This is a genomic window from Chitinophaga sp., assembly GCF_039596455.1.
Classification (GTDB): domain Bacteria; phylum Bacteroidota; class Bacteroidia; order Chitinophagales; family Chitinophagaceae; genus Chitinophaga.
The window spans coordinates 401,831-428,073 of record NZ_JBCNJR010000002.1 but is presented as its reverse complement, the minus strand read 5'-3'; the positions used below and the strand labels follow the sequence as shown (position 1 = coordinate 428,073).

At 53.1% G+C, this 26,243-nt stretch carries 17 protein-coding genes; 7 read left to right on the top strand and 10 right to left on the bottom strand.

Features of this window, described 5'->3' with window-relative positions; translation table 11 throughout:
- Window positions 1-20: 20 nt before the first annotated feature.
- Genes ABDW36_RS11495 through ABDW36_RS11470 form a run of 6 tightly spaced genes read right to left on the bottom strand, consistent with a single transcriptional unit; the run spans window position 21 to window position 8,212 of the window.
- Window positions 21-800: an SDR family oxidoreductase gene (locus ABDW36_RS11495; RefSeq protein WP_343702043.1), complete on the bottom strand. Its 780-nt coding sequence runs from the start codon at window positions 798-800 to the stop codon at window positions 21-23.
- Window positions 797-1,714 carry a succinylglutamate desuccinylase/aspartoacylase family protein gene (locus tag ABDW36_RS11490; RefSeq protein WP_343702042.1) on the bottom strand — a complete coding sequence of 306 codons (918 nt, stop codon included), beginning with the start codon at window positions 1,712-1,714 and terminating at the stop codon, window positions 797-799. Before ABDW36_RS11490 ends, ABDW36_RS11495 begins: the two co-directional genes overlap by 4 nt.
- The gene (locus ABDW36_RS11485; RefSeq protein WP_343702041.1) at window positions 1,698-2,453 is read right to left on the bottom strand and encodes an SGNH/GDSL hydrolase family protein; all 756 of its coding nucleotides are present in this window, start codon (window positions 2,451-2,453) and stop codon (window positions 1,698-1,700) included. The genes ABDW36_RS11490 and ABDW36_RS11485 overlap by 17 nt, the downstream gene beginning before the upstream one ends.
- Window positions 2,453-3,541, bottom strand: a complete 1,089-nt coding sequence (locus ABDW36_RS11480; RefSeq protein WP_343702040.1) for a sialidase family protein — start codon at window positions 3,539-3,541, stop codon at window positions 2,453-2,455. The genes ABDW36_RS11485 and ABDW36_RS11480 overlap by 1 nt, the downstream gene beginning before the upstream one ends.
- A 19-nt stretch (window positions 3,542-3,560) precedes the next feature.
- Window positions 3,561-5,030, bottom strand: a complete 1,470-nt coding sequence (locus ABDW36_RS11475) for a RagB/SusD family nutrient uptake outer membrane protein (protein ID WP_343702039.1) — start codon at window positions 5,028-5,030, stop codon at window positions 3,561-3,563.
- 2 nt (window positions 5,031-5,032) lie between these two features.
- Window positions 5,033-8,212, bottom strand: coding sequence for a SusC/RagA family TonB-linked outer membrane protein (locus tag ABDW36_RS11470; protein ID WP_343702038.1), 3,180 nt, complete (start codon window positions 8,210-8,212; stop codon window positions 5,033-5,035).
- Window positions 8,213-8,371: 159 nt separating this feature from the next.
- On the opposite strand from ABDW36_RS11470, the gene ABDW36_RS11465 reads away from it, so the two are divergent.
- On the top strand, window positions 8,372-9,079 hold the full coding sequence (locus ABDW36_RS11465; RefSeq protein ID WP_343702037.1) for a GntR family transcriptional regulator: 708 nt from the start codon (window positions 8,372-8,374) through the stop codon (window positions 9,077-9,079).
- A gap of 73 nt (window positions 9,080-9,152) precedes the next feature.
- Here ABDW36_RS11465 and ABDW36_RS11460 read toward each other — a convergent pair whose 3' ends face one another.
- Window positions 9,153-11,582 carry an outer membrane beta-barrel family protein gene (locus ABDW36_RS11460; RefSeq protein WP_343702036.1) on the bottom strand — a complete coding sequence of 810 codons (2,430 nt, stop codon included), beginning with the start codon at window positions 11,580-11,582 and terminating at the stop codon, window positions 9,153-9,155.
- Between the two features lie 221 nt (window positions 11,583-11,803).
- Complete coding sequence (locus ABDW36_RS11455) at window positions 11,804-14,134, bottom strand: hypothetical protein (protein ID WP_343702035.1); 2,331 nt, start codon at window positions 14,132-14,134, stop codon at window positions 11,804-11,806.
- A gap of 248 nt (window positions 14,135-14,382) precedes the next feature.
- Between ABDW36_RS11455 and ABDW36_RS11450 the strand changes: the two genes are divergently transcribed.
- The 6 genes from ABDW36_RS11450 to ABDW36_RS11425 all read left to right on the top strand — a co-directional run bounded on the left by ABDW36_RS11450 (window position 14,383) and on the right by ABDW36_RS11425 (window position 23,792).
- Window positions 14,383-14,988 carry an RNA polymerase sigma-70 factor gene (locus tag ABDW36_RS11450; protein WP_343702034.1) on the top strand — a complete coding sequence of 202 codons (606 nt, stop codon included), beginning with the start codon at window positions 14,383-14,385 and terminating at the stop codon, window positions 14,986-14,988.
- 70 nt (window positions 14,989-15,058) lie between these two features.
- Window positions 15,059-16,255, top strand: coding sequence for a FecR domain-containing protein (locus ABDW36_RS11445; protein WP_343702033.1), 1,197 nt, complete (start codon window positions 15,059-15,061; stop codon window positions 16,253-16,255).
- Window positions 16,256-16,502: 247 nt separating this feature from the next.
- The gene (locus ABDW36_RS11440; RefSeq protein WP_343702032.1) at window positions 16,503-19,781 is read left to right on the top strand and encodes a TonB-dependent receptor; all 3,279 of its coding nucleotides are present in this window, start codon (window positions 16,503-16,505) and stop codon (window positions 19,779-19,781) included.
- Window positions 19,782-19,790: 9 nt separating this feature from the next.
- Window positions 19,791-21,440, top strand: a complete 1,650-nt coding sequence (locus ABDW36_RS11435) for a RagB/SusD family nutrient uptake outer membrane protein (protein ID WP_343702031.1) — start codon at window positions 19,791-19,793, stop codon at window positions 21,438-21,440.
- Window positions 21,441-21,453: 13 nt separating this feature from the next.
- Window positions 21,454-22,257 carry a metallophosphoesterase gene (locus tag ABDW36_RS11430; protein WP_343702030.1) on the top strand — a complete coding sequence of 268 codons (804 nt, stop codon included), beginning with the start codon at window positions 21,454-21,456 and terminating at the stop codon, window positions 22,255-22,257.
- 11 nt (window positions 22,258-22,268) lie between these two features.
- Window positions 22,269-23,792: a phosphodiester glycosidase family protein gene (locus ABDW36_RS11425; protein ID WP_343702029.1), complete on the top strand. Its 1,524-nt coding sequence runs from the start codon at window positions 22,269-22,271 to the stop codon at window positions 23,790-23,792.
- Between the two features lie 68 nt (window positions 23,793-23,860).
- Here ABDW36_RS11425 and ABDW36_RS11420 read toward each other — a convergent pair whose 3' ends face one another.
- The gene (locus tag ABDW36_RS11420) at window positions 23,861-25,222 is read right to left on the bottom strand and encodes an acyl-CoA dehydrogenase family protein (RefSeq protein ID WP_343702028.1); all 1,362 of its coding nucleotides are present in this window, start codon (window positions 25,220-25,222) and stop codon (window positions 23,861-23,863) included.
- 55 nt (window positions 25,223-25,277) lie between these two features.
- Window positions 25,278-26,111 (bottom strand): SMP-30/gluconolactonase/LRE family protein, encoded by an 834-nt coding sequence (locus ABDW36_RS11415; protein ID WP_343702027.1) that lies wholly within the window; start codon window positions 26,109-26,111, stop codon window positions 25,278-25,280.
- Between the last annotated feature and the right edge of the window lie 132 nt (window positions 26,112-26,243).

Genomic DNA, 26,243 nt, shown 5'->3' with positions numbered 1-26,243 from the left:
CTGATATGACCAGATCGTTTTCAATACGTGTCAGGGAATTGTGTTTTTTTAATAGAATACCGGCTGAAATTGGATTTAAAGCCGCCGTCTACCACCAATGTGGTACCGGTTACATAAGCCGCCTGTTCAGAACCTAGCCAGTAAATGGCGGCCGCTACATCTTCAGGCGTGCCGCCGCGGTGCAGCGGTATAAAATCAATAATCTCCGTTATCAGCGCCGGGGCATTGCTATAATCCCGGCTGAGGTCTGTATCAATAAATCCCGGGCTTACGCCCGCCACCCTGATGCCGTTGCGGCCATAGGTAATGGCCAACTCGCGGGTAAGCGCGTCAAGCGCGCCCTTTGCGGCAATATATGCAGGAGATGTGCCGGCAGGCCGTTCTGCCATCATGCTGCCTACATTCACTATTACGCTGCCGGGCCGCATTTTTTCCGCGGCCAGCTTTGACAGAAAAACCGGTGCAGTGAGGCATACACGAAGCGTTTTTTCCCAGGTGTCCAATTCCATGCTCCGCAAGGTTTCAATGGTACGCCAGGCGGCATTGTTCACCAGCACATCTATACGCCCAAACTCCTGCATGGCCCGCTGCACCAGCTCTTCCCAGTGCTCCGCGTTCTCCAGGTTGCCCCGGCAGCAAATGCATGCTACCTGGTAGCGGCCGTATACTTTGCGCGCTACTTCCTCCAGGCCCTGCGCATCAACATCTGACAACACCAGCCGGTAGCCATGCTCCGCGAACAAACAGGCCGTAGCACTGCCAATGCCGCCTGCTGCCCCTGTAATGATGACTGTTTTCATATCACGATTTTTCCCGGTTGCGAAATAGGTAACACGCCGCCCAGGGCATCTCCCTTTTTTACTTTCACCATTGTTCTCAGCAAAAACACCAGCCCACCGGCATCTGTATAGACAGGAGTGCTGCTGCCTGTGTAAGGATCAATGATGACGCCCCAGCGGCTGCCGGCGGCCACTATATTACCGGTTTTCACATCTGCTATAAAAATACCCTCCGCCGGTGCAGGCATTTTGCCCTGCAGAAAACCGCTATCTGTACGGTGATCTTCTACCCAGTAGCGCTCTGCCGCCGGTTGCACTACTGCATGGCCGCTTATCATGCCCAGGTGGCGCAGAATGTTGGTCACGCCTTGCCGGTAGGCTTCCGCCACCTCACGCCTGAAGCCTGTGCCACCGCCATACTCCAGGTAAATAGCGGGAATGCCGTGATCTCGTGCCACAGACAAGGTTCTGCCGTCCGGCCTGAAATCTGTGCCCCAAACCAGTGGTAAATTGGCGGCCAACGCCATCTGCTGTTGCTGCTGCAATATTTCCTGCACGGGATGCAGCATATAGCCCGCCAGCGGAAAAATATCGTAGGTCAGGCCGCCCGTATGCATGTCAATCAAATAATCAGCCGCTCTTATAAGGGCGCTGGCGGCATACGCTGCCTGGTCTGTACTGCTGCCGTCTGCAGCACCGGGACATCTGCGCGCCATATCAAGGCCATCCGCACCAAAGCGGCTGACCGCTTCATAAGCGCCCGCACTGGCCAATGTCAGCAGTTGCACAGACCCGGCGGTCAATAACGAAGGCAGGGCATCCGCCAGTTCAAGCGCCGCCACCACAGGTTCATACTCATCTCCGTGCACACCGGCCATTACCAGTACCTTCGGCCCTTTGCGCGAAGCGGTTATTATTTTAGTGAGCTCCTTCATAGTATGGTGCGCCGCATGTAGGGGCAGAGGCGTCAAAAATTTCCAGTTCCCTGAACAGCAGCCGCGCCATTTCACGGTGGCCTTCCGCATTCGGATGCAGCGGATCGTTCAGCCAGTTTTTAAAAACGGTTTCCTGCGGCCGGCTTTCCCAATACTTGTAATGGTCTATCAGCAAAACACCCTCCGCCGCAGCCACTTCGCGGATAACCGGGATGTACTCCGGCAGGCGTCTCCTTTCCGGCGCGCCGGTGACAATGATGATGTTAGGCGTGTGCAGCAGCGGCACGGCGCCGGTTTCCCGGATTTTCTTCACCAACTGCTCCAGGTTCTTCCGGAAAACTGCCGGCGGCAGCTCAGGCTTTGCACAATCATTGGTACCGATCATGAGCGATACGGCAGACGGGCTGTACCGCGCTACCCGCCATTCAAAATCGTTCAATATGTGCTGCGTGGTGTTGCCGCTGATGCCGGTATTGATCACTACGTCCCTCACACGCGCCAGCTCCCAGCGGATGCGCTCGGCAAATACTTCAGGATAAGAACGGCAGCCATGGGTGTGCTTGGCGCCATGCGTAATACTGTCTCCCGTAAAAAGCCAGGTGTTGGGCGTTTTACGTTGCAGCAGCTCTTTTACAGTTTCCCGGTCTCCCGTTAAAACCGGCGTAAAAGCAGCTGTCAGCGGCGCTGCCGCAACACCCAGGCCTACAGTTCTTATAAAATCCCTTCTGGTATATGCCATTACTTGTATAATGATTTTTGTGAAAGGCGGGTAATATTCGTAACAGAGAGGTGCGTGCGCCTGGGGCGGTTGCCGGCGCAATAACCCAGCAATACATCCTTTTTCTTCGTAAAATGGATGGCAATGTAACAATACCACCCCTGCGGGTCTGACTCAATGTTGCGGACATGCTGCCAGGTTTTGCCTTCATCTTTTGAGACGGCAATAGTGAGCGGCGTACGGTCTTTCCCGGGCGTATTGTTCCAAACCAGCAACAGGTCACCGGTGGAAGGAATGCGGGCTATAGACGCGGGAGACAGAGGAGACTGGATGTTGCTCTTTTCAATATGGCTCCAGGTCTCTCCCTTGTCATTTGAATAAGACAGTTGCTGATACCCGCCGCTGGCACGGATGAACATCATAATGCGCCCGTCTTTCAGCTCAATCACCCCGGGTTCCTGGGTAACGATGTCTGTGGTGTTCGGCACCTCTGCCCCCGGTTTCCAGGTGGCGCCGTTGTCATCAGAGAAGTAACTGTACAGGTTGGCTTTCCCCTGCCATTTGCCGTCAACGGTGGTATGCTTTGCCACGGCCATCAGCAGGCGGCCGCTCTTCAACTGGATAACGCGGTTGTTATTGAGCACAAAATATCCTTTTTTATCCGTGATGCAGGGCACGGGCGCGCTCCAGGTCTTTGCTTCGTCATCAGACAGGCGCAGCATGGGAATACAGTCGGTTTCCGAGTTTTTCTTCAGGTAGAACAATGCTATCTTCCCGTTTTGCAGTCGCAGCAGGGAAACAGACATAACGTTCATATCTCCTTCTTTCTCCACAATCACTTCGTCCGTTTTTGTCCAGGTCTTTCCACCGTCTGAAGAATAGCGGCCAGCCAGGTAGGCAGGCGCATGATCACTGGTAGAGGTACCAGTATAACGGCTGTATACGAAGAGGATGCGGCCGTTCTTCAAGGTAATGAAGTCCCCTTCGCTGTTACGCGGGTTATCTTCTCCCGGGTTCAGTTGCAATGCCAGTTGTTGCTGGGCCGTAGCCTGATTTGCTGCCAGAAAAGGCAGCAGTAAACAACAGAGTAATTTGATCGTCTTACGCATAGTGTTGTCGATTGACCGGTTAATAATCCTGATTCTGAATAATGGCGGAATTGAGGCTGATAGTGCTTTCTGAAATCGGGAACAGCATGAGCCCCGGCTTGTTGCTGCGGCCCGAAAGGGAAGGCACTTTTTCGAATGCCTTGTTGAAGCGCACCAGGTCCCACCAACGTTTTCCTTCAAACACCAGCTCGAAGAGCCGCTCCTTTAAAATAGCCTCATCGTTTTCCGCTTTTGTGCCGTTTACAAATACATGGTTATTATAAGCAGCGCCGTAGGCACGCCGCCTTATATCGTTCATTTCAGTTGAAGGGTCTTGCCCCAGCCCGCTCTTCGCTTCCGCTTTCATCAGCAGCACATCAGCATAGCGGTACAAGATCACGTCGTCCAAGAACTTGCGGATGCCGGCTTGCACAAAGCCTTTGAATTTGAGCGTAACAGTGCCGTAATAAGTGGCAACATTCCCGTTATAAGTATATATTTCAACAAACGACGTGTTTTTCCGCAGATCATCTGCCGTAAACTGTGCCCTGAATACGGCAGAAGGCGCCCAGTTGTTGGAACCGCCGCCTGTCTGGATAAGCGCTTTGGTGGCGGCATCTGTAGTAGCGGGAATCTGGTCGTCCCGGATGTACATGGTGCTGTAATTGTTATTGGCAGCCTCAATATCCTGGAAACGGACAGACATCAGTATTTCCTTGTTGCCTTTGTTATTGTTGGCAAAAACGTCCGCAAAATTGGGCAGTAACTGCACGTCTGCAGTTTTGATATCTTCCAAAGCAGCCAGTGCAATATTGTAATCGCCTTCTCCCCCGTTCAGCTTCTTCGCCGTCCAGAGATACACGTCACCCTTCAGCGCATTCACGGCCGGTTTGGCCCAGAAGCTGCGCGCTCCTATGAAAGCATTGTCAGGAAACAGCTCCAGCGCTTTTTCGATATCTTCCTTGATCAGTTTGAAAATTTCTTCAACCGTGCTCCTTGCTTTACGGGTAGCGGTGGGGTCATACCCTTCCGTGGGTTCCGTTACCAGCGGCACACCGCCCCAGGTACGCGCCATTACAAAATATACGAAAGCCCTCATAGCATGCGCCTGCGCCAGTATCTTTTTCTTTTCCGCCTCTGCCGTAAAAGTTATCTGCGGCACATACTTCAGAATGAGGTTGGCATCATGCACAATGGTGTACAGCCCCACCCAGGTTGGCCCTGAAAACACCGGGTCAAGCGTATTCTGGAAATAACGCTGCATGTTGGCCGCGCCTTCAATACCAAAGTCAAACACTTCGCTCCGTGATTCCCCCCAGAGAAAAAGGTTGGCCTGCGCCTGCGACCTTAGCCGTACATACATGCCGTTAAGGCCGCCTTTTGCATCTTCTTCCGTTTTCCAGAAAGAGTTCACGGATATTTCGCTGACGGGCTTCAGATCAAGGCTGGATGTACAGGAAACCGCTACAACCCCTGTCATCAGCAATATTGTATAGAGTAACTTTTTCATGCTTAGAAGTTTACGTTAACACCTAAAATAAATGAGCGCGGTACCGGGTAACGGCCTCTTTCCTCCCCGCCTTCTTCCGGCAGCAGGCCCTTGTAGGCGGTGAAATAATGCAGGTTGCTGCCGGTGGCGTAAACACGGGCGTTGGTCATGCCTACCCTGCTTATCAGCGAAGCAGGTAATTTGTAAGAAAGCGTTACTTCCCGCAGGGCCAGGTAGTCTCCTTTTTCGTAATACCTGGAATTGCCTCTGAAAATATTGCTGCGCACCGTCTGGTCTGCCCAGTAGTAGCGGGGAATATCTGTTACGTCCCCTTGTTTTTGCCAGGAATTCTTCACATCGCTCAGGATGTTGATGTCTCCCTGGAACTGGCCAATGAACTGCGCCCTGGTGTAGTTATAGATGGTATGGCCAATAGCAAAGTCCGTTCTGGCGGTGAGCGTGAAATTCCTGTAGGTAACGGTGGTATTGAAACCGCCTGTCCATTTGGGATAGATGTTGCCAACATAGGCCCTGTCCCGCGTGTCTATGGTATCGTTCCGGTCTATGTCCATCCAGTTCACATCTCCGCCATATTTGGTCTTGTTGGCGAGCGGCACTACCATATCTACCGGACCGGCTTTTGCTTCCGCGTCTGTAGCATATATGGAAAGCTGCTTGTAGGCGAACACGTCTCCAATAGGCTGGCCTTCCTGTAAACCGCCGGCCCATACGTAGCTGTTGCGTTTGGGGTCATAGATGTAGATGCCGCCTACCCGGTTAAACTCGTTCCCGTTAGGGGGCAGCTTCAGTATCTTGTTCTTCACGAAGCTGGATACGAGGCCCACGTTCACCTTCACTTCACTTTCAGGCCGCAGCAGGTCTGCATTCACTTCTATTTCAAAACCTTTGTTCTCCAGAGAGCCCAGGTTGGTCAGGATGCTGGCAAAGCCGGTGTAATGCGGCAGGTCGAGATTGGTGAGCAGGTTATCGGTAACCCTCCTGTAATAGTCTGCCACAATGGAAATGCGGTTGTTGAACAAACCTGCGTCAAGCCCCACATCAAAGGTGGCAGAGCGCTCCCATTGAAGGTCCTGGTTGGCGAGGCGCTGGTTCTGGATGGCAGCCAGGCCGTTGTACCGGGCGCCCACGCTGTACTGACCCTGCGCATGGAAATCAGACAAACCGCTGATGTTCCCGTTCACACCGTAGCTGGCGCGCAGTTTCAGGGTGCTTAAAGTGCGGCCTGCTGTCCAGAATTGTTCCTTATGCACGTTCCAACCGGCAGATATGCCGGGGAACAGGCCCCATTTGTAGTTGTTGCCCAGGTTGGAAGCCCCATCGTACCTGGCATTCACCTCCAGCAGATATTTGCCGCTGTAGTCATAGGTGAGCCTGCCGAAATACCCGGCAATGATCTGCCTGGAGGTATTGCTGGATACAGACACGGGCTCAGCCGCAGCGTTCAGCGTGGGGATCAGGTCTGTAGAAGCTCCCCGGCCGCTGGCTGACAGGCCATAGTTAACCCTGTTGAAATAGGAGATACCGCCTTTTGCCTGGAAGTTATGCGCGGAGAAAGATTTGCTGTAGGTCAACACGCCGTCAAACTGTTTCTGCAGGTAAAGGGTATGGCCGGCGCTGGCATCCCGCGTGTCAACAAACTGTGTGGGCGTGTTGTAGTATGCCAGCTGAAAGGCGTTGGTAATGCCCTGCACCATGTACAATGAAGCGGAGGGCTCGAATTTCAGTTCCGGGATGATGGCCCATTCACCGCCTACGGAAAGCGAGAGGCGGTTCAGGTTATTGCCGGTCTTGTACTTGTCCAGGTGATACAGCGGATTGCCCAGGCTCCGGTTCTGCCCCGGGGCCAGCGTACCGTCTTCATAATACATTTTAGCGGTTGAAGGCAGGCCTATAGACCTTTCAAAAATGTTGTTGATGTTGTACACCTCATTGTCTTGCGAGTTGCTGAAGTTTACACGGGAAAACACTTTTACGTTATCCCGGATATTGGCGTCAGCATTCAGGTCTGCATTGAAACGCTTGTACCCTGTACCGATGGCCACACCCTGATCTGTCAGGTACCCAACACCCCCAAAGAGGCGCACTTTTTCCGTTCCGGCCGCGTAGGAAAGATAATGCTGCTGGGTGATGCCGGTGCGGAACAACACGTCTTGCCAGTCTGTTTCCTGGTAAATAATGGTTTTGGAAGGGTCAAGCGGGTCAGGCATGCTTTTCCAGCCCTGCTGGAGCTTATGTTCGTTGTCCGGTGTAAGGTACATCACCGTGAAGCCGGTACGGTTGGTGAGGTTGTTACCCGTACCTGAGCCTGTGGCCATGGTGAGACGGGAAAGCTGGGTAGGGTTCACCTGTCCGGTAGCGGCTATGCCGAGGCGGTTGAAATAAATGAAGTCTTGCGCGGAAGCAAAATCGAAACGCCGGTTAAAATCGGAAAAACCGATGTTATAGCGGTAGCTGATGTCTGCCTTGCCCATAGCGCCTGTTTTGGTGGTAAGGATCACTACGCCGTTAGCCCCTCTGGCGCCGTAAATAGAGGTAGCGGCAGCATCTTTCAGCACCTGCATGCTGGCAATATTGTCTGCGCTGATATCGTTGAGATCTGCACGGATCACGCCGTCAACGATGTACAACGGTGAAGCGCCGTTGGGGTTATTGATGGAAGTACCACCGCGTACAATTACCCGCGGTGCGGCGCCGGGCTGGCCGGTGGTGGTTTGCACCCTTACGCCTGACACGGCGCCCTGCAAGGCCGTGGCCACGTTTGCATAGGGTTTGTTTTTGAGCACGGCCGTATCCAGCTTGGAGATGGAAGTGGTGAGCGTTGCTCTTGATTGGGAGCCGTACCCTACCACCACTACATCATTCAGGTTATTGACCTTGGGCTCCAGGGAAACGTTCACCTCCACCTGTTCTGCCAGCACTATTTCTTTTGAATCGAAGCCCATGAAGCTGAAAATGAGTGTTTGGCCTGTAGAGGCCCTGAGCTGGTAGCGGCCCTGCTCATCTGTGCTGGCGCCCTGCTGCGTGCCTTTTACCTGCACAGTTACAAAAGACAGCGGGGCGTTGTCTTGGCCGGAGGTTACACGGCCTTTGACCAGCCGCTCCTGCGCGCCTGCGGTAAAAGATAGCCCCGGGAGGTATAACAGGGCCAGCATTGCGAAACATAACCTTCTTACTGTGTTCATTTAGTTACGATTTTGGCATGAAGTATCAGCTTTGAAGCGGAGTGGAATCTATAGTTACATTTGTAGGACAAATATAATCATCCTTTTTTAATATCAAAATAATTGTAGAAATAAATTATTTATACCGTTATTGTCTATCTTTGCCCTCAAAAAAATAACATGTCGTTGTCAAGACCCAATGAGCTTGAGCCCCTGGAGAGTTTGTCCATGACGGACAGAGTGGAAAATATACTGAGAGAATACTTTGCAGATAATGGTTTCAAACCTGGCGACCAGCTTCCGAACGAGATCGAGATTTCACAGAAACTGAATGTAAGCCGCAACGTGGTTCGGGAAGCCCTGAGCCGCCTGCGCATGCTGGGAATGGTTGAAGCAAGGCCAAGAAGGGGTATGACCATGGCGCAGCCAGACCTGCTGGCGGGCATTGAAAAAGTAATGAACCCTTTTATCCTCAGCCAGGATAACCTGAAAGATATATTTGAAATGCGCCTTATTCTCGAGATGGGCATTGCCGAATTTCTTTTTGCCCGCAAGAACAAAAAAGACCTTGACGCGCTGGAAGAGATCGTGAACAAACAAAAGGGCCTTACCACGCTTACAAAGGAAGACGAAGTGGCCTTCCATGGCAAACTGTATGAAATGACGGGGAACGAAACTTTCACCCGCTTCCAGAGCCTGTTGCTGCCGGTGTTCGACCATGTATTCAAGTCGTATTACCAGGTGGGTGAAAAAGACAAACAAAAGATCAAAGATCCCGTTTCGCACTTTGACCTCTTTATGATACTGAAAAAAGGCACGCCGGAAGAATTCCGGAAAGCCATGCACAAGCACCTGGGCGTGTATTACGATACGATCAACAAGCGGTAGGCCGAGCGACTTTTTTCTTGAGGATAACGGGCGGTTTAACGCCCGTTTTTGATAATATCTACCGCCCTTTGCATCAATTCCCTGCCCGGCGGGACTCATCAGCAGACCCGGTTTGCCGCTCCCTGGCCCCTTCTATCTTGTTATTACCAAAGCGGTAGCTGAATGAAACGTTCACAGTGCGGTTCTGCCAGCGGTTATTGACGTACAGGAACACATCCCCATACTCTGCCTGCCCCCTGAAGCGGTTGGAGGCGAATATATCATTCACGTTCACTTTGATGGTGCCCTTCTTTTTCAGTATCTGCTTTTGCGCGCCGGCGCTTACGCCCCACATCCACCGGCCACGGAAAATGCCGTATACGTTGGGAGACTCAAACCAGCCGCTTAGCTCCAGCTTATAGTCTTTGGGCAGCATGAAAGTGTTGGTGGAGTTAAAGTTACTCGAAAACTGCTCGTTGTTGAACGCCAGCGCGGAATCCCTGATGCGGTACTGGTTGAAGTACAATGACGCGTTGTTATTGGAATTCCACCACTTTACCGGGTCAAACGGCAGGGTGAGGTTAAGGGAATACATGATTTGTTCCCCAATGTTTTTATTGGTGCTGATGGTTACTTTGGTTTCGTTATTCACCATCAGGAATTCGTTGATCACGTCTGTACTTCTGCTGTAGCCCAGCACCGCAATATATTTCTGCTTGAACATATAGGTCAGCTCAGTGTTCTGAGTATAGGCAGGCGTGAGGAAAGAGTTACCCCTAAAGTACGTGAACTTGTCGAGGAAAAACATAAAGGGATTCAGCTGCCCGTAACCGGGGCGGTTGATGCGGCGGCTGAAAGCCAAACCAAGTTTATGATTGTCTGAAAACTTGTGATCTACGGAAACGTTCGGAAAATAATCGAGGTATGTTCTTTTGATGCGGCTTTTCAGGGAAATGGAATTACCGTCTGAAGTGGTCTGCTCCAGGCGCAGGCCTAGCACGAAGTCTGTTTTATTGATCTGTTTCCTGTAGGTGAGATAGGCAGCCAGTACATTTTCCTTGTATACAAACTGGTCATATTGCGACAAGACCGGTACAAACGAACCGTTTTCCAGCGAGTCAAAGCGCATGTTGTTTTCTGTACTTACAAAGCTGGTTTTGGCGCCGGCCTCTATTTTGGAGGTTTTGTCCAGCACACGCACCAGGTCTGCCTTGAAGCTTTTGATAGAAATATTGGTATAGGGAAGCGTGCGGATGCCGCTGCGTTTCATAGTGGCGCCGCTGTGCGCGTTCACCATACTGTCTGCCAGGTAGGTGTTCATGCGGTTGTAGAATTTGGCATAATCTGCGTCCATTGTCAGTTCGGAGCCGCTGGTGTCTATCTTCCACTTGTAGTTGAGATTATAGGAAATGTTGCGGAAGCGGTTATTACCCTGCAGCCCCGTATGGAGGATGGAGTCTGTAACCCCGCCCTGGTTGGCCACCTGCGTGGCACTGGGCGCATTGCGCCAGAAGGCGTTGGTATAGCCGGTAACCATAATGCCCACCGTATGTTTGGGAGTGATGAAATAATCAAACCCGGTTTTCATAGACCTGTTCAGGAAACGGCTGGTCTGGTACACATCCTGCTGGAAATTCAGTGGGATGGCGCCGCCCGTTCTCCTGATGAGCAGGCGGGTATTGAAGCCGTTCCATTCGCCGGCGTTCAGGTTGGCAAACCAGTTGAACTTTTTGGTGCGCCAGTTGAGGTTGGCGCCGCCATTGCCGAACACATATTTGCCTGCGCCTATGCTGGTATTGATGCTGCCGTTGAAACCGGTAAGCTGGCCTTTTTTTGTTTTGATGTTGATGATACCGGATGTGCCGGCTGCATCATACTTGGCGCCCGGACTGGTAATGATCTCTATCTGCGCTACAGATTCTGCCGTCATGCTCTTGAGCAGTTCTGCCAGCGCTTCATTGGAAAGGTAGGTGAGCTTACCGTCTATCATGACCGTAACACCTTGTTTACCTTTCAGTATCAGGTTATCATCCTTGTCTACCGTTACTCCCGGCGCCCGGCGCAGCAGGTCGAGCACGGTGTTGCCGGCTGCTGTTACGCTGCTTTCCACGTTCAGGATGGTTTTGCCTTCGGCCCTTTCCACATAAGGTTTTTGTGCGGTCACTTCCACCCCTTTCAGGTTCTTCGGCGCGGTGGGCAGGGCCAGGGCGGGAACGGTTACCGTTTTGCCGGCTTCCGTTAGCTGGAAGGCGGCGCTGCGCACGCTAGTATATCCCATTTGGGAGGCCTCTATATAATACTTGCCGGTTTTCATTTTTTCGAACAGGCATTTGCCGTCCTCATCACTCATCTGGCCTTTTATCAAAGCTGAATCTGCCGCGGCACGTACGGCTACGCTGGCATAAGGGAGGGGCTTGCCGGACGCATCTGTTATCCTGATGGCTATCCTGCCTGTTTGCGCTTCCTGGGCTAACAATTTGAGGGATGCAAACAACAATACACTCAATAAGACAAGTTTATTCATATAGCAAGGCTTGAATGTATACCGGTTTTCGGGGCAATAAACCACCGGCATATTAAAGCTAGGTTATTCCTTTCGTTCGCCCCTATTCAATAAAGACGGCCGGTAAAAAAAAAGGTTGCAGGGCGCTGTATTAATTTTGAAGGCAAAGGGCTGCCCGGTTAAAAATCGATTTAGCCGGTTACAAGAAAAGATGAAGGTGGGCGAAGCAAAAAGGCGGCAAATTATTTTACGTAGCGGTCTGCCAGCTGAATGTACTGCTCCCAGTCGTACCAGGTAATATCATGTTTGCCGGTGCGGAGGTGGTAGTGTACAATTTCTCCTACCGGGCTGTCTGGCCCGGGCATGGTAACAGATGTCAGTCCCTTGAAGCCATAGAGGCCATAGACAGAGCTGGCGTACTGGGCGGACAGGAATTCACCTTTGGGGTCTGCCCAGAGGTCTTCCGTAGCGCTGGCCACATATAGCGGCCGCGGCGCCATCAGTGCCAGCAGCATATGCTGGTCTGTAGGCATGCCATCCGGCCGGCCATTGTAGGTTTTATATTTCGCAACGAACCAATGCGGGAAGCTGGTGTTGATCCTTTCCACCGTTTCTCCAAACCAGCGGCGGCTAAGGGCGGCGCCACCTTCTCCGGAGTTGTTGGAAACAACCATGGCGAAACGCTGATCATTAGCTGCGGCCCAAAGGGCGGCCTTGCCCAGGCGGGAGTGGCCGGTAACTATGATGCCGTTGCGTTTGATGGCAGGGTCTGCTTGCAGGTAATCTGCCATTCTGCAAAGCCCCCAGGCCCAGGCCCCTATGGCGCCCCAACTGCTTGCCGGGGTTTGCAGGCTTTCCTGCAGCGTAGTGCGGATGCCGGTTTTCCAGCCTTCCGCATGGTCCGGCTCGAGGTCTCCGTAATAGGCGGTGGCCAGGGCGTACCCCTTCTCTATTATTTTTTCTGCCTCCCAGCGGCTGGCCTGTTCAGCACGGCTGGAGGGTTTTGACATCCAGCTACGGGTAATGGCAATGGTTGTATCTGCATTCACACTGTGGTTGGCTTTAAAGTTCAGCCCTGTAAAAACAGGTACCGGCCCGGTGGCGTTGCGGGGAACGTACAGGAGCATATCCATAAACGGCGCCTGGTTTCCGGGGCCAAAAAAGATCCTGATCTGCCGGGCAATGGCGCGGCCGCCCAAAGCGGCGGAATCTACAGTCAAGGTACTGTAATGCATGCCGGCCGGGGCGCCCGGGAAGGCGCCATATACGTGTTCCCGGAAAAGCTGCAGCACTTCCTGCCGCCGGCCGCTCTCCCATGCGGCCTTGCTGGTTACCTTTCTGCCATTGGCCTGTTGCAGTATTTCCGGCAGCTGGTAGCGGCCAACTTTGGATTCATCGTAATTAAACTCTTCTTTTTCTTTCCGCTCCGGCCGCGGCGGAACGGGGTCTGCCGGCGTTTTCACAGCGGGGTCATATACGGCTACGGCCACCCTGGAGTCTGCGCAGCCATAGTAGAGGAACCATTTCTTTTTAAAGTATACCAGGCCTTCTATGAACACCGTACCGTCTACATATTGCCCGCTCTTTTCAAACGGCTCCATAGGCCGCAGGAAAGGTTCATCCAGCCGGGCAATGGGCCTGGTAGGGTCTTTCTTGTCAAACAGCACCTGGCCGGCGCAGTAGGCGTTGCCGTTGAAGCGGCGGTCTCCGCCATCTCCGCGCTTGTTTTTACCGTTGTAGAGCAGCAGGATGCCCTTGTCTGTCACCACTGCGGGCGGACCGCACTCTGTAAGATCGCTGTCAAAAAATCCCCGACGCGGGCTGATAAAAGGTTTCAGGCCGCCGGTATCATTCAGCACGGGCTGCCAGTTGCGGAGGTCGTCAGACACGGCGCCGAACACGCTTTCTTCTCCCCAATACATAAAATACCGGCCGTTCACTTTGGTGATCACCTGCCGGCCATTCTCTATTTTAGTTACAATAGAGGCGGATTTGCTCCACTTGTTGAGGAATTTGCCGCCATATGCCTTTGCGAACACCGGCCCGTGTTTCTGCCAGTGCAGCAGGTCTTTGGAAGTGGCTACGCCAATACGCGCCACATCCCGGTTCCACTGGGTGTAGAACATCACGTAGGTACCGTCTGGGGTAACGGCCACCCGCGGGTCTTCACAACCACCGGGGTATTCATAGGCCTGCTGACCGTCGTTACCGGGGTATAGCACCGGCTTTTTGTTCCGGGTGAAATGCAGCCCGTCCGCGCTTTCTGCATACCCTATGCGGGAAGTGCGCTTGCCAATGCCAACGCCTGACTTGTCTTCCGCGCGGTACAGCACCACTACTTTATTTTTTTTGACCGCCGCGGCGGGATTGAAAGTATCGTTGGATTCCCATGCTACGTTGGCTTTTTGCATCGGGCAATAGAAATAGCTGGCGGTATCCGGCAAGAGCACGGGGTTGAGGCCGGACGGGCGCACAAAACCGCCCAGGGCCCAGTCTGGCAGCTGGTGTTGCGGGAACGCGGTAACAGAACAGAGCAGAAGGATGGCAATGAAAATGAAACGTGGAGCTTTCATGCGTGGATGGCTGATGTGGTGAATGAATATTTTGTAAATGTAAAATTTCCCTGTGGAAAACAAAAGCCTGCCATCTAACGCACCTCCCTGAAAGCACTTTATTGCTTTTTTTGTATTTTGCCCGAACACAGCAGTGTATCTGTCAACCAATTTCCAGTAAATTAACCAGCCTGATGTTTATTTCATAATTAATTAATCAGCCGGGTAGGATTATTTTCTTTTTTTTGCATTCTCGAAATTACTTGGTGTTGTCAACTGGTGAAGTACATACAGACAAAGAGCTATTCCATCTTATTGCTGAGGGCAACGAAGCAGCGTTCAGCAGGCTGTTTCACCGTTACTTCAACACGCTTTATGCCGCCATGCTCCGTTATACAAAAGTGCCTGACGATGCGGAAGACATTGTACAGTCCGTATTTGTAAAACTCTGGGAAAAACGGAGCATGATGCCAGCCATTGAAAAGCCCCTGGGCTGGATGTTTATGGCGGCCCGCAACGAATTTCTTGACCGTTTCCGGAAACGCTCTGCAGAAGCGGGGTACCAGCAGTACCTGAAAGATATCTTTGATGAAGAACGGAATACCCCGGAACATCTGCTGCTGCTGCGCCAAAAGGAAGAGCTATGGAAAAAAGCCATGATGCGGCTTTCCCCGCAACAACGGGAATCCTTCCTGCTCAACCGCGAAGCCGGTTTAACCTATGATGAAATTGCGCTTAAAATGGGCATTGCGCGCACTACGGTAAAGGAGCATATCTCCAGGGCCCTCCGCTCTATCCGCTCCTACCTGGCGGAGCATGCCGATGTAATGTTCCTGCTGGCCGGCACCCTGTTCCGCTGCCTTGCCCCCTGCTGACTTTTTTTTCTGCCCCTGTCCTCCTGATCCCAAACTTGTACGTCTTATTGCCGTAGAACCTGTTTACCACATGACCGAAAAAGAGTTCAAACGCCTGCTGGAAGGCTATAAACAACAGCGCCTCACGGCAGAGGAATTGCAGCAATTCCTTGAGCATGCCCGCCTGCCGGAGTTTGAGCCGCTGCTGGGGCAGGAGCTGCTGGCAGACCTGCATCACCATACGGCGGATGACCTTGCCGCCACAGACAGGAGCCGCAGGGTATGGGCGCAGCTCAACGCCATGCTGCAGGAAAACAGGGAGGCTGCCGTTCACCCGCTCCCCCGCCGGAAGCCCCCTTACCGCTGGGTGGCAGCCGCTTCCGTTGCAGTGTTGCTGCTGGCGGGAGCATACCTCTGGCAAAATACCGGCAGGGATGCAGCCAGGCCTGTTGCCGGCCAGGTGCTTTCCCCGGCAGATATTCCGCCAGGCCATGAAGGGGCGGTGCTCACCTTGGGAGACGGGCGTAAAGTAGCGCTGGACAGCCTGGGAGACCAGATGCTGGCGCAGCAGCAGGGCGTACGGGTGCTGCTCCAGGGTGGAAGCCTGGCCTATGCGGAACATGACGCGGGCCAGCCAGCCGGCAAAACCTACAATACGGTTACAACACCGCGCGGCCGGCGCTTCTCCATCACGCTGCCCGATGGCACGCGTGCCTGGCTGAATGCGGCCAGCACCATCCGTTTTCCCGTTTCCTTCCGCGGGGCCGGAGAAAGAATGGTGGAGGTCAGCGGGGAAGTTTATTTTGAAGTGGCGCATGACAGGCAACATCCCTTTAAAGTAATAGCAGACGGAATGTCTGAAATAGAAGTGCTGGGTACACACTTCAACGTCAACGCCTATACTGACGAAAAATTCATCCGCACCACCCTGCTTGAAGGCAGTGTAAAAGTGCGGAGCAAAGCCGCGGTCAATATTCTAAGGCCGGGGCAGCAATCTTCCCTGTCAAAAACAGACGGCGGTACAAAAATAAATACCGTAGATACGCTGCAGGCCGTTGCCTGGCGGAAGAACCTGTTCAACTTCGAGCAGGCAGACCTTGAAACGGTTATGCGGCAGCTCTCCAGGTGGTATGATATAGATGTGGTGTATGAAAACGGAGTGCGGCCTGTCCGCTTCGGCGGTAAAATGAAAATGGGGGCAAAACTGTCTGAAGTACTGAGAGTACTGGAAGTTTCCGGCGTACGCTTCCGCCTCGAAGAAGGGAGGCGGCTGGTGGTACTGCCCTGATCAATTCCTGCAATAACGTAGTGTCAATAAAAGAAACCGCCACGGCTCCTACACCGCGGCGGACATGTCTGGTCATTGCCGTTATTATTCCTGTAGAAACAAACATTATTAACCAAACCAGTACAAAGTTATGTCAAAAAAACGTCTTTGTGCCCGGGGGACGGCATTCCCCGGCGAGCCGCCGCATGCCATTCCCAAGCCCCGACCGAAGGGCTTTCACGGGCGCATGCTAAAAAAATTGCTGTTGATGAAATTCATGATGCTCCTTCTGACGGCTGCTTTTATGCAGGTTTATGCAAGCAGCAAAGCACAATCCATCACCTTGTCAGGAAAAGACCTGCCTTTGAAGAAAGTCTTTGCCGCCATGGAAGCACAGGCCGGCGTGGTATTCTTTTACAATATCGAGCTGCTGAAAGATACCAGGCCGGTGAGCGTGGCAGTGAAAAACATGCCGTTGAACCAGTTTCTGGCCCTGGTCATGAAAGATCAGCCGGTAGACTACGAGATCAGCGATGTTGCCGTGGTCATCAAAGCGAAAAAAAACCGTACCGCCCCGCAGCAGCCGGTAATATTGCCGCCCCTGAAAGGCCGGGTAACGGATGCTTCGGGAAGCCCGCTGCCGGGAGCTTCCATTTCCGTAAAGGGCACCTCCCGTTCCGCCATTACAGACGAGAACGGCCGTTTTTCCATTGACGCCTCCCCGGATGATATACTTGTGATTACATTCATGGGCTTCCTCTCGCGGGAAATTGCCGTGAAAGATGCCGGCGCTGCCATGGAGATCAAGCTGCAGGAAGATTCCAGGCTGATGGGCGAAGTGGTAGTACTGGGGTTTGGGCAAACCCAGAAAAAAATCGCCCAAACAGGCGCCATTTCATCCATTTCCAATAAAGAGCTGATGCAAAGCCCGGTGTCAAACATCACCAACGCACTGGCAGGCCGCCTGCCGGGGCTTTTCACTGTACAGCGCTCCGGCGAGCCGGGCCGTGACAAATCCGATCTCTTCATCCGTGGCAGGGCCACCCTGAACAGTACCGCCCCGTTGGTGACCATAGACGGCGTTCAGAAAGACTACTCCGCCATCACCACGCTTGACCCTAACGAGATTGAGAACATCACCATTCTCAAAGACGCTTCGGCCACCGCGTTATATGGCGTAAAAGGCGCCAACGGCGTGGTGATCGTGACCACGCGCCGTGGAAAAGAAGGCAAGCCGGTGATGACCTTCCGCACACAGTCTGCCATGCAGGTCCCTACCCGCATGCCCCGCTTCCTCGGCTCATATGATTTTGCCCGGTTGTACAATGAAGCCTACCTGAATGATAACCCCGGCGGTACACAAATGCCCTACTCTGAAGAAGCGCTGGAAGCATACCGTACCGGCTCAGACCCGCTGAAATACCCTGACGTTGACTGGATAGACGAGGTAGTGAAGAACTCGCTTTCCTCCCAGACAAACCTCAACCTGAGCGGCGGCGGAAAAATGGTACGGTACTTTGTAAATATGGGATACATGTACCAGGACGGCTTGTATAAAACACAAAAGAACGACCTGTACAACCCCAATTTCGAATTGAAGCGCTACAACTTCCGCAGCAATGTAGATATTGACTTTGACAAGGACTTCTCCGTGGCCCTCAACCTCTACGGCTCTATTGAAGACCGCAACTACCCCAACGTTTCAGCAGGCAATATGTTTGGCAGCCTGCTGTCTCGCATACCGCCCAACGCCTTCCCGGTAAGGTACCCTACCGGTTTCTGGGGCATACACGCAACAGGTTACGGCAACCCGCTGGCCAGGATCAACAACTCCGGTTTTACGCAGGAGTTCAACTCGTCTTTGTCAGGCATGGCCTCTGCCATACGGAAGCTCGATTTCATTACCGAAGGGCTGTCCATCAAAGCCAATTTCTCTTTTGACGGGTATTTCAAGAACAATTTTTCCCGCACTATGGACGTACGCAAGGCCGTATACAATGGTACCGGTGATTATAATGACCCCACCAACTATACCTACCGTGACCAGGACCTTCCGCTGAGCGCTCCTAATTCTACCTTTAACCAGAACCGGGATACCTGGATAGACCTCAGCCTTAACTACCAGCGTTCTTTCGGCAGGCACTCCTTCATAGGCATGCTGCTTGCCAACCGCCAGCAGCAGGTAAGAGGCGGTGAAATACCCTATGTTTCCCAGGGTTTGGTGGCAAGAGTAGCGTATAACTACAACAACCGCTATTTTGCAGAATTTAACGCGGGCTACAACGGAACGGACAACTTTGCGAGAAGCAACCGGTACGGTTTCTTCCCCGCCGTATCTGCAGGCTGGGTGGCCGTTGCAGGCAAACCCGTGATAGACTTGCTGAAGCTCCGCGGCTCTTTCGGCCTTACGGGCAATGACCAGCTGACGGTATCTAACCGCCGCTGGCTGTTCATTGAAGAATACCAAACGGGCACCGGCTACAGCTTTGGCGAGCAGCTGGCCAATATTCCCGGTGTTAAAGAAGGCGCGCTGGCCAACCCGCTCGTTACCTGGGAAACAGCGCAACGCTCCAATGCGGGCATTGAGCTGAAACTGTTCCGCAACAGCCTGCTGGGCATCACCGCAGACGTATTCTATGAAAAGCGGAAAGACATGCTGGTATTGCCGCAAAGCATTCCCTACATGAGCGGTATCCCTTCCGCAGACCTGCCGCCCGCCAACTTCGGCACCACGGAAAATAAAGGGTTTGAAATAGAAGTAACGCACCGCAACCGCGTCAGGGGCATTTCCTACTTCCTTACCGCCAATACGTCTTTTGCCCGCAACAAGATCCTGGAAATGGACGAAGAAACGCAGGCCTACCCTAACCTTTTCAGAACAGGCCGCCCTATAGGCCAGGAGTTTGGCCTGATAGCCATCGGTTTCTTTAAAGACAAGGAAGATGTGATCAACAGCCGGGAACAAACGTTCGGCAAGGTAATACCGGGAGACCTCAAATACTATGACGTGAATGGCGACGGCATTATTGACAATAATGACCAGGCGCCCATCGGGAAAAGCACTATCCCTGAGCTGATGTACGGCTTCTCCGGCGGCCTGAACTTCCGGAACTGGGATTTCAGCTTCCTGCTGCAGGGCGGCGCCGGCTTCTCTTATGTGCGGGAGCTGGAAACGGCTTACGAGTTTTACAACGGCGGGAAGGTGATGGACATACACCTGGGCCGCTGGACGCCGGCAACGGCTGCCACGGCTACCTACCCGGTGCTGCACACGGGCTTCAACGACAACAACCACCGGAAGTCTACCTTCTTCCTGCGCAAGGCAGACTACCTGCGGCTGAAGAACCTGGAGCTGGGCTATACCTTCCGCCAGCTGAAAATATCAAAGAAAACCGGCTTCTCGTCCGTACGCATTTACGGAAGCGGCCTGAACCTCTTCACCATAGATGCCACAGAAGGTGACTTTGACCCCGAAGCGTCCGGCGGCCGCTACTGGAGCTACCCGCAGGTAAAAGTTTTCAATTTAGGCGTCTCTGCCAACTTTTAATCAAAAGACATGAAAAGGATACATTTACTTCAGTGCATATATTTCATAGCAACCTGTCTTGCCGTCACCTCCTGTAAAAAGGTAGATGATTATCTTGACAAGGCTGAGTCAGGCGGGCAAACACTGGAACAGGTATTTGGCAGCTTCGTGCAGTCTGAACGCTTCCTGGCCAACGTATACTCTCGCCTGCCTTCAGAATACGCCACCAAATATTGCAATGCATCAGACGAAGCCAAGAGCCCGCATGGCACTTCTGCCGAGAACCAGATCAACAACGGCGTGTTCTCCCCTGCCGGCAATCCCTATAATAACTGGACGGCCACTTACCAGGCCATCCGCTCCGTCAACATCTTCCTGGCCAACGCCCATAAAATTCCCGTGCTGAATGCAGAACAGGAGAAAGACAAGCCGCGGATGACCGGTGAAGCGCATTTCCTGCGCGCCTTTTTTTATGCAGACCTGTTCAGGCGCTGGGGCGGAGTTCCCATCATTGAGCAGCCGCTTGACGTTACGGAGAACATGCAGATACCCCGCAACACGGCGGAAGAAGTAGTAGAATTTATTGTGAAAGAATGTGATGCCGCTACGGAGCTGCTGGGCACGGAATACACCAGCAATCACCTCGGCCGCGCCACCAAGGGGGCGGCCATGGCCCTGAAAGCCCGCGTGCTGCTGTATGCCGCCAGCCCGCTTCACAACCCTTCCGGCGCCGCGGCAAAGTGGGAACGGGCCGCAGCCGCCGCCAAAGACATCATGGCCATGCAGTTTTATGAGCTGCATAACAATTACAAGCTGCTGTTCCACACAAGGGTATCCAAAGAGATCATTTTCCAGCACACGGTCAACTATACAGACTATACGCTGCAAACCTTCATTCCATCTCTGGGCGGACAGGTGGGCGTAGCCCCGCTGCAAAACATGGTAGATGAATATGAAATGAGCAACGGCCAGCAACCTTTCCTGAAAGGGCAAACAGGCCTGGCTCCCGCTATCAATCCCGCATCAGGCTACAACCCGGCCAATCCCTACGTAAACCGCGACCCGCGTTTTTACATGTCTATCCTTTACAACGGCGCCAGCTGGCACGGCACCACTGTGTATACCTATTTTGGCGCACCCAGTGATGGCATCAACGGCGGGTTCAACAATACGCCTACCGGCTATTACCTTGCCAAAACGGTAGATGAAACCGCCAACCGCACGCCCAGTGTAAGAAACGGCAACAACTACTGGATCTATTTCAGGTACGCGGAAGTACTGCTCAACTATGCGGAAGCCCTGAATGAAAGCCTGGAGCAGCCCAGCCAGGATGTGTACAACGCCGTGAACGCCATCAGGTCACGGCCAGGCGTGAACATGCCGCCGCTGCCCGCCGGTTTGTCTAAAGAGCAGATGCGCGAGCGGATCAGGCATGAAAGGAAGATAGAGCTGGCCTTTGAAGGCCACCGTTTCTTTGACATCAAGCGCTGGCGCATTGGCCTGGAGGTAATGCCTGACGCTTACGGCATGATGGTGACCCGCAGCACCTCCGGCGGCTATCAATTTGAGCGCTTCTTCCTGGAAAGGAGGGTGTACCGCCGCCATTACGACCTCTTTCCCATCATGCAAACGGAAATTAACCGCAATGCGGCCCTTGTTCAGAACCCAGACTATAACTGATAAACCGGTCATCATGCAAAGAAGATTATTTATCAAACAACTTGGCTCCGTCATCATCCTGAGCGCCTGCGGCAAAAAAGGCAATTCAGCGCCTGATGTTGTTCCCTCACCTGTGAAATTCCGCTTTTCTGTTGCATCAGACTGGCATTATGGCGAGCCCAACACAGATTACATCAAACACTTCAATAACCTCCTGGAAGGTTTCCGGGAATTTAATGCCAATACCCCCAGCGAATTTTTCGTCATGAACGGGGATATCATCCACAACGATCCTGCTTTTCTTGCCCCCGCGGCCAGCTTGCTGAAAACAATACACCCGCGCCTGTACGTAACACAAGGCAATCACGACCGGGTAACGGAGCAGGTTTGGCGTGATACCTGGGGCATCTCCTTCAACCACGATGTGGTGATAAAAGACCAAGCCATACTCATGGGCACCACGTCCAACATTACCGGCGCCCAGTTATGTCCTGACCTGGCATGGTTTGAACAAAAGCTCGAGCATTACAAAAACGCGCAGAACATTTTCATCTTCCTCCACATCTACCCGTATTATGACCACGTAGGCTGTAATGAATTTAAGGAACTGCTGGCCCGGTACCCCAACGTGAGGGCCGTGTTCAATGGCCATGACCATAACGATGAAGGCATCAAAACAACGGGTAATGTCCCTTTTATGTTCGATGGCCGCGTAGGCGGAAGCTGGGGCCTGTTTGACCGGCAGTTCAGGGTGGTTGAGCTGACAGCAGACAATACGCTGGTAACCTACCTGATGAGCCCATGGCAGAAAAAAAAGCAAACCACTTTAAAGACATAAACCGGATAACAATGAAGATCTCTTATATAAAGCAACTGCTTTGCGCACTGGCCGTTCTGACGGCGGGATGCAGCAAGCATGGCTTCGAGCAGCGGGAGCAAAACCCTGCTCCTTTTACCAAAAAGGTAACGCTGGAGGAACTGATGAGCATTTACAAAGAGGCGCCCACCAAGCTTTCCCCGGCCTTCTATACCGAAGGTATTGTTGTAGGCACTGAAAACAATGCCTTTTACCTGCAGGAAAAAACAGGCCTCGGCGTCAGGGTATTGTATGCACAGGGCGCACAGCTGGCCATCGGGCAGCGTACAAAGGTAGTAATAGGCGGAAGCACGCTGTCAAAACAGCGTGAAGCATTTTTTATTGCTGACGTGAGCGGCGTTGAGCAGATGGAGCCTGCCTCCGCGCCTTCCATTTCCCTCCCCGTATCTGCGCTGCTGCCAGACTGGGGGAAATACGCTTCATCACTGGTGAGCGTTTCCAATGTGAGCCTCCGGCATGTTAGTGACGAAGCGGACGGCAAACTTTATGAGGCTGCTGACAATACCGGCGCCACGCTGGTATTTGTGCCGGGCAACGTTGACATCACCATGCCCGCAAAAGCCGATGTGCTGACCGGCGTACTCACCTGGAGGAACGACGCAGCATGCCTGAGCATAAGAATGCAGGATGACATACAGGAAGCCTACGTAGAGCCGCCCATGATGGACCGCATTGTGCTGAATACCACCCTGGTAAGGTCTGTTATTGCCAGCAGCGAAACGGAAATAGCGCCCGGCGTGAAGCGCGCTGCCGCACAGTATATCAATAGCGCCGGGCTTGTTACGTCTTTCAACATGTTCGAGATTGATCTCAACAATCCTGGCGTAAAACTGGAAGGCGGCACCCCCAACAACGCCCCGCCTCCCATCACGGCCATTCATACCCTTGCCAATATGGCCGCCGCCAAAAATGCGGCTTATGAAGGAACAGGCTGGCGGGTGCTGGCCGCCACCACGGGAGACTTCTACGTTACCACGCCTGCGCCGGTAACTTACATCCCCAACGGGCCTTTTGTAAGGAACGGCGCCGTGCTGAAAGACGACTTTTATGCTCCTGCTGATGAGTTTTTTGGCATCCTGAAAAATAACGCGGGATTTGTGCTGGGCCGTAAAGCCGAGTTTGACGCCAGCAAAAACAACCTCCAGGAAGCGCTGGGCGGAAGGGTGATCCTGAAAGACGGAGAAGTGGTGGTGGTAACCGCAGCCCGTGAACCCCGTACGGCCATTGGCTACTCTGACCGCAACAAGGTTTATCTTTTTGTAGGGGACGGCAGAAAACTGTCTCTTTCCAACGGGTTTTCACCGGTTGAGATCGCAGAGATCATGAAGGGAGTAGGCGCCGCCGGGGCGGTGTACATGAACGGTGGAGGCGCTACCGTTGCAGTAGTGGAAAACCCTGCCACCGGGCAATATGACAAAATATCCCAGAGCCATGCCACCAATGATAACCATAACCCCGGCCTCGCCATTTGCTGGACGGTGATGGTGAAACAGTAACATAGCCGGTTATCAATAAAAAAGGCGCTTCCGTTTTACCCGGAAGCGCCTTTTTTTATTTTTATTGTTTACACAAATGCGCTGAATCCTGTAATGGCCCTTCCTACAATGAGGGAGTTGATCTCCTTGGTGCCTTCGTAAGAATAAATAGCTTCCGCGTCTGCTACAAAACGCGCCACATTATGGTCAAGCAGGATACCGTTGCCGCCCATCACCTCACGGGATTTGCTGACAATATCACGCGTACGCAGGCTGCAGAACACTTTTGCCAGGGAGGCGTGCTCGTCTTTCAGCAGGCCCTGGTCTTGCAGCTCGGACAAGCGGTATACCATAGACTGCATGGCGGTGAGGTTGGAGAGCATTTCCACCAGGTGGTTCTGTATCAGCTGAAAGGCCGCTATAGGCTTGCCGAACTGTTTGCGTTTACGGGTATAGTCCAGCGCGTTCTCATACGCACCGCGGGCGCAGCCTACCGCCATCCAGGCCACGCCGGCGCGGGTCATTTGCAGTACCTTCGCGGTATCTTTAAAAGAGTTGGCATGCTCCAGCCGGTCGCTTTCCGGCACTACGCAGTCTTTCATGGTAATGAGGCCGTTCTGTACAATACGCAGCGCCATCTTGCCTTTTATTTTTTCCACCTCAAAGCCCGGCGTGTCTTTCCGTACCAGGAAGCCTTTCACCTCCCCGTCATCCAGGTCTCTGGCCCATATGATGGTAACGTCTGCAAAGGGCGCATTGCCGATCCATTTTTTCTGGCCGTTGAGCACCCAGCCGCTTTCTGTTCGTTTAGCCGTAGTGGTAAGGCCGCCGGCGGCGCCGGAGCCTACCTCCGGTTCTGTCAGGCCAAAGGCGCCGATCTTCCTGAACTCGTGCATTTGCGGCAGCCACTCCTGCTTTTGCGCTTCGGACCCGCACATATAGATGGAGCCCATGGCCAGGCCGCTCTGCACGCCGAAGAAAGTAGCAATGGAGCTGTCTACCCGCGCTATTTCCATGGCAATAATGCCTTCCATCAGAAACGGCAGGCCGGGGCAGCCGTAGCCCTTATATGTTACGCCGCAAAGGCCCAGTTCCGCAAACTTGGGTATCAGCTCAAAAGGAAATTCATCGCGCAGCCAGTAATGGTTCACAATGGGCTGCACTTCCCGCTCCATAAACTCGCGCACCTTCAATTGTATAGCACGTTCTTCTTCACTCAGGCGCAGATGCAGCTCATAGAAATCTCCGTTGATCTGCGGCAGCTCCTTCTTTTTCCCGCCGCCGCTGTTCAGCATTTTCATCAGGCCTTTCAACTGGTTGTCATCCAGTTTGGAAAACCCGTCCATCACTTTCTGAAGGTCTACCTTTTCGGACAGTTTGCCCAGCTTGTCAAAATCTATTGTTTTCAGCAGCTGAATTGCGCCTTTGATTTTTGAGAATGTTCCTGCCATATCATATGAGTTGAACATCAAATTTATCGAAAAAAAGCGAGGGGAGCCTGCTTAATTACAGCAAGCACACATGCGGCAACACACCTTTTACGCCGGGCACAGCCATGTACAGATGGCCGCCGCCTTCTCCAGCGGCGGTGGTGATCACCAACTGATCAAGGCTGTCACCGGCAAAGGCGCAGGCGGTAACGTTAGGCACCGGCAGGGAAATGAAGTCGATCATTTTTCCGCTGTGCGGGTCCCAGCAGCCAACGCCGGAGCCGCCGTACAGCGCAATCCACAACATGCCCGCGGCATCAATGGCCATACCGTCCGGCAAGCCCAGGTGCGGCGGTATGGTGATCACCGTTTGCCGCCCGCTGATGCGGCCGTTGTGACTGGCATAGCGCCATATTTCACGCGTGGCGCTGTCTGTATAATAGAAGTAACGATTGTCTGCCGTCCACGCCATACCGTTGGATATAGCTACGCCGGTTTGCTGCACGCAGTATTGCCCGCCGGCTTCCACACAATACAAATTGCCTGCGCCTTCATGGCCCTGCATGGGCATGGTGCCTATCCAGAGGCGCCCTTCCTGGTCTGCCCGCCCGTCGTTACAACGGATGGTATCCCACGCCATGTTGAACGTGGTGACCCATTCCAGCACGCCTGTTGCAAGATGGAAACGCGCTACGCCTCCCTGCAGCCCCAATATCACCTCCTCTCCCCTGCCTGGCGCCACCATGGATACCCTTTGTTCAAACGTATGCCGGCGTACCGTGCCCTGCATATCCCTTTCGTACAAAGCCTTTCCTTCTATGTCTACCCAGAAAAAACTTTTCCTTCCGGCGTGCCACATGGGACTTTCTCCCAGCTTGCAGCCGGCTTCATACCATAATTTCCCGTCCATCCGTAAAAAAATTTATGGCTCAAATATCTGCATTTCCAGAAGAATATTTATATCTTCGGTAACGTACCCGGAAAACATGTAACTGTATCCGTCAAAATCAGTACCTGTGCAGGTTATACCGGATGAATCCAC

Bases quoted from the DNA above. Each gene is read 5' to 3' on its own strand.
- ABDW36_RS11495 (WP_343702043.1), bottom strand. From the start codon at position 800: ATGAAAACAGTCATCATTACAGGGGCAGCAGGCGGCATTGGCAGTGCT.
- ABDW36_RS11490 (WP_343702042.1), bottom strand. From the start codon at position 1,714: ATGAAGGAGCTCACTAAAATAATAACCGCTTCGCGCAAAGGGCCGAAG.
- ABDW36_RS11485 (WP_343702041.1), bottom strand. From the start codon at position 2,453: ATGGCATATACCAGAAGGGATTTTATAAGAACTGTAGGCCTGGGTGTT.
- ABDW36_RS11480 (WP_343702040.1), bottom strand. From the start codon at position 3,541: ATGCGTAAGACGATCAAATTACTCTGTTGTTTACTGCTGCCTTTTCTG.
- ABDW36_RS11475 (WP_343702039.1), bottom strand. From the start codon at position 5,030: ATGAAAAAGTTACTCTATACAATATTGCTGATGACAGGGGTTGTAGCG.
- ABDW36_RS11470 (WP_343702038.1), bottom strand. From the start codon at position 8,212: ATGAACACAGTAAGAAGGTTATGTTTCGCAATGCTGGCCCTGTTATAC.
- ABDW36_RS11465 (WP_343702037.1), top strand. From the start codon at position 8,372: ATGTCGTTGTCAAGACCCAATGAGCTTGAGCCCCTGGAGAGTTTGTCC.
- ABDW36_RS11460 (WP_343702036.1), bottom strand. From the start codon at position 11,582: ATGAATAAACTTGTCTTATTGAGTGTATTGTTGTTTGCATCCCTCAAA.
- ABDW36_RS11455 (WP_343702035.1), bottom strand. From the start codon at position 14,134: ATGAAAGCTCCACGTTTCATTTTCATTGCCATCCTTCTGCTCTGTTCT.
- ABDW36_RS11445 (WP_343702033.1), top strand. From the start codon at position 15,059: ATGACCGAAAAAGAGTTCAAACGCCTGCTGGAAGGCTATAAACAACAG.
- ABDW36_RS11440 (WP_343702032.1), top strand. From the start codon at position 16,503: ATGAAATTCATGATGCTCCTTCTGACGGCTGCTTTTATGCAGGTTTAT.
- ABDW36_RS11435 (WP_343702031.1), top strand. From the start codon at position 19,791: ATGAAAAGGATACATTTACTTCAGTGCATATATTTCATAGCAACCTGT.
- ABDW36_RS11430 (WP_343702030.1), top strand. From the start codon at position 21,454: ATGCAAAGAAGATTATTTATCAAACAACTTGGCTCCGTCATCATCCTG.
- ABDW36_RS11425 (WP_343702029.1), top strand. From the start codon at position 22,269: ATGAAGATCTCTTATATAAAGCAACTGCTTTGCGCACTGGCCGTTCTG.
- ABDW36_RS11420 (WP_343702028.1), bottom strand. From the start codon at position 25,222: ATGGCAGGAACATTCTCAAAAATCAAAGGCGCAATTCAGCTGCTGAAA.
- ABDW36_RS11415 (WP_343702027.1), bottom strand. From the start codon at position 26,111: ATGGACGGGAAATTATGGTATGAAGCCGGCTGCAAGCTGGGAGAAAGT.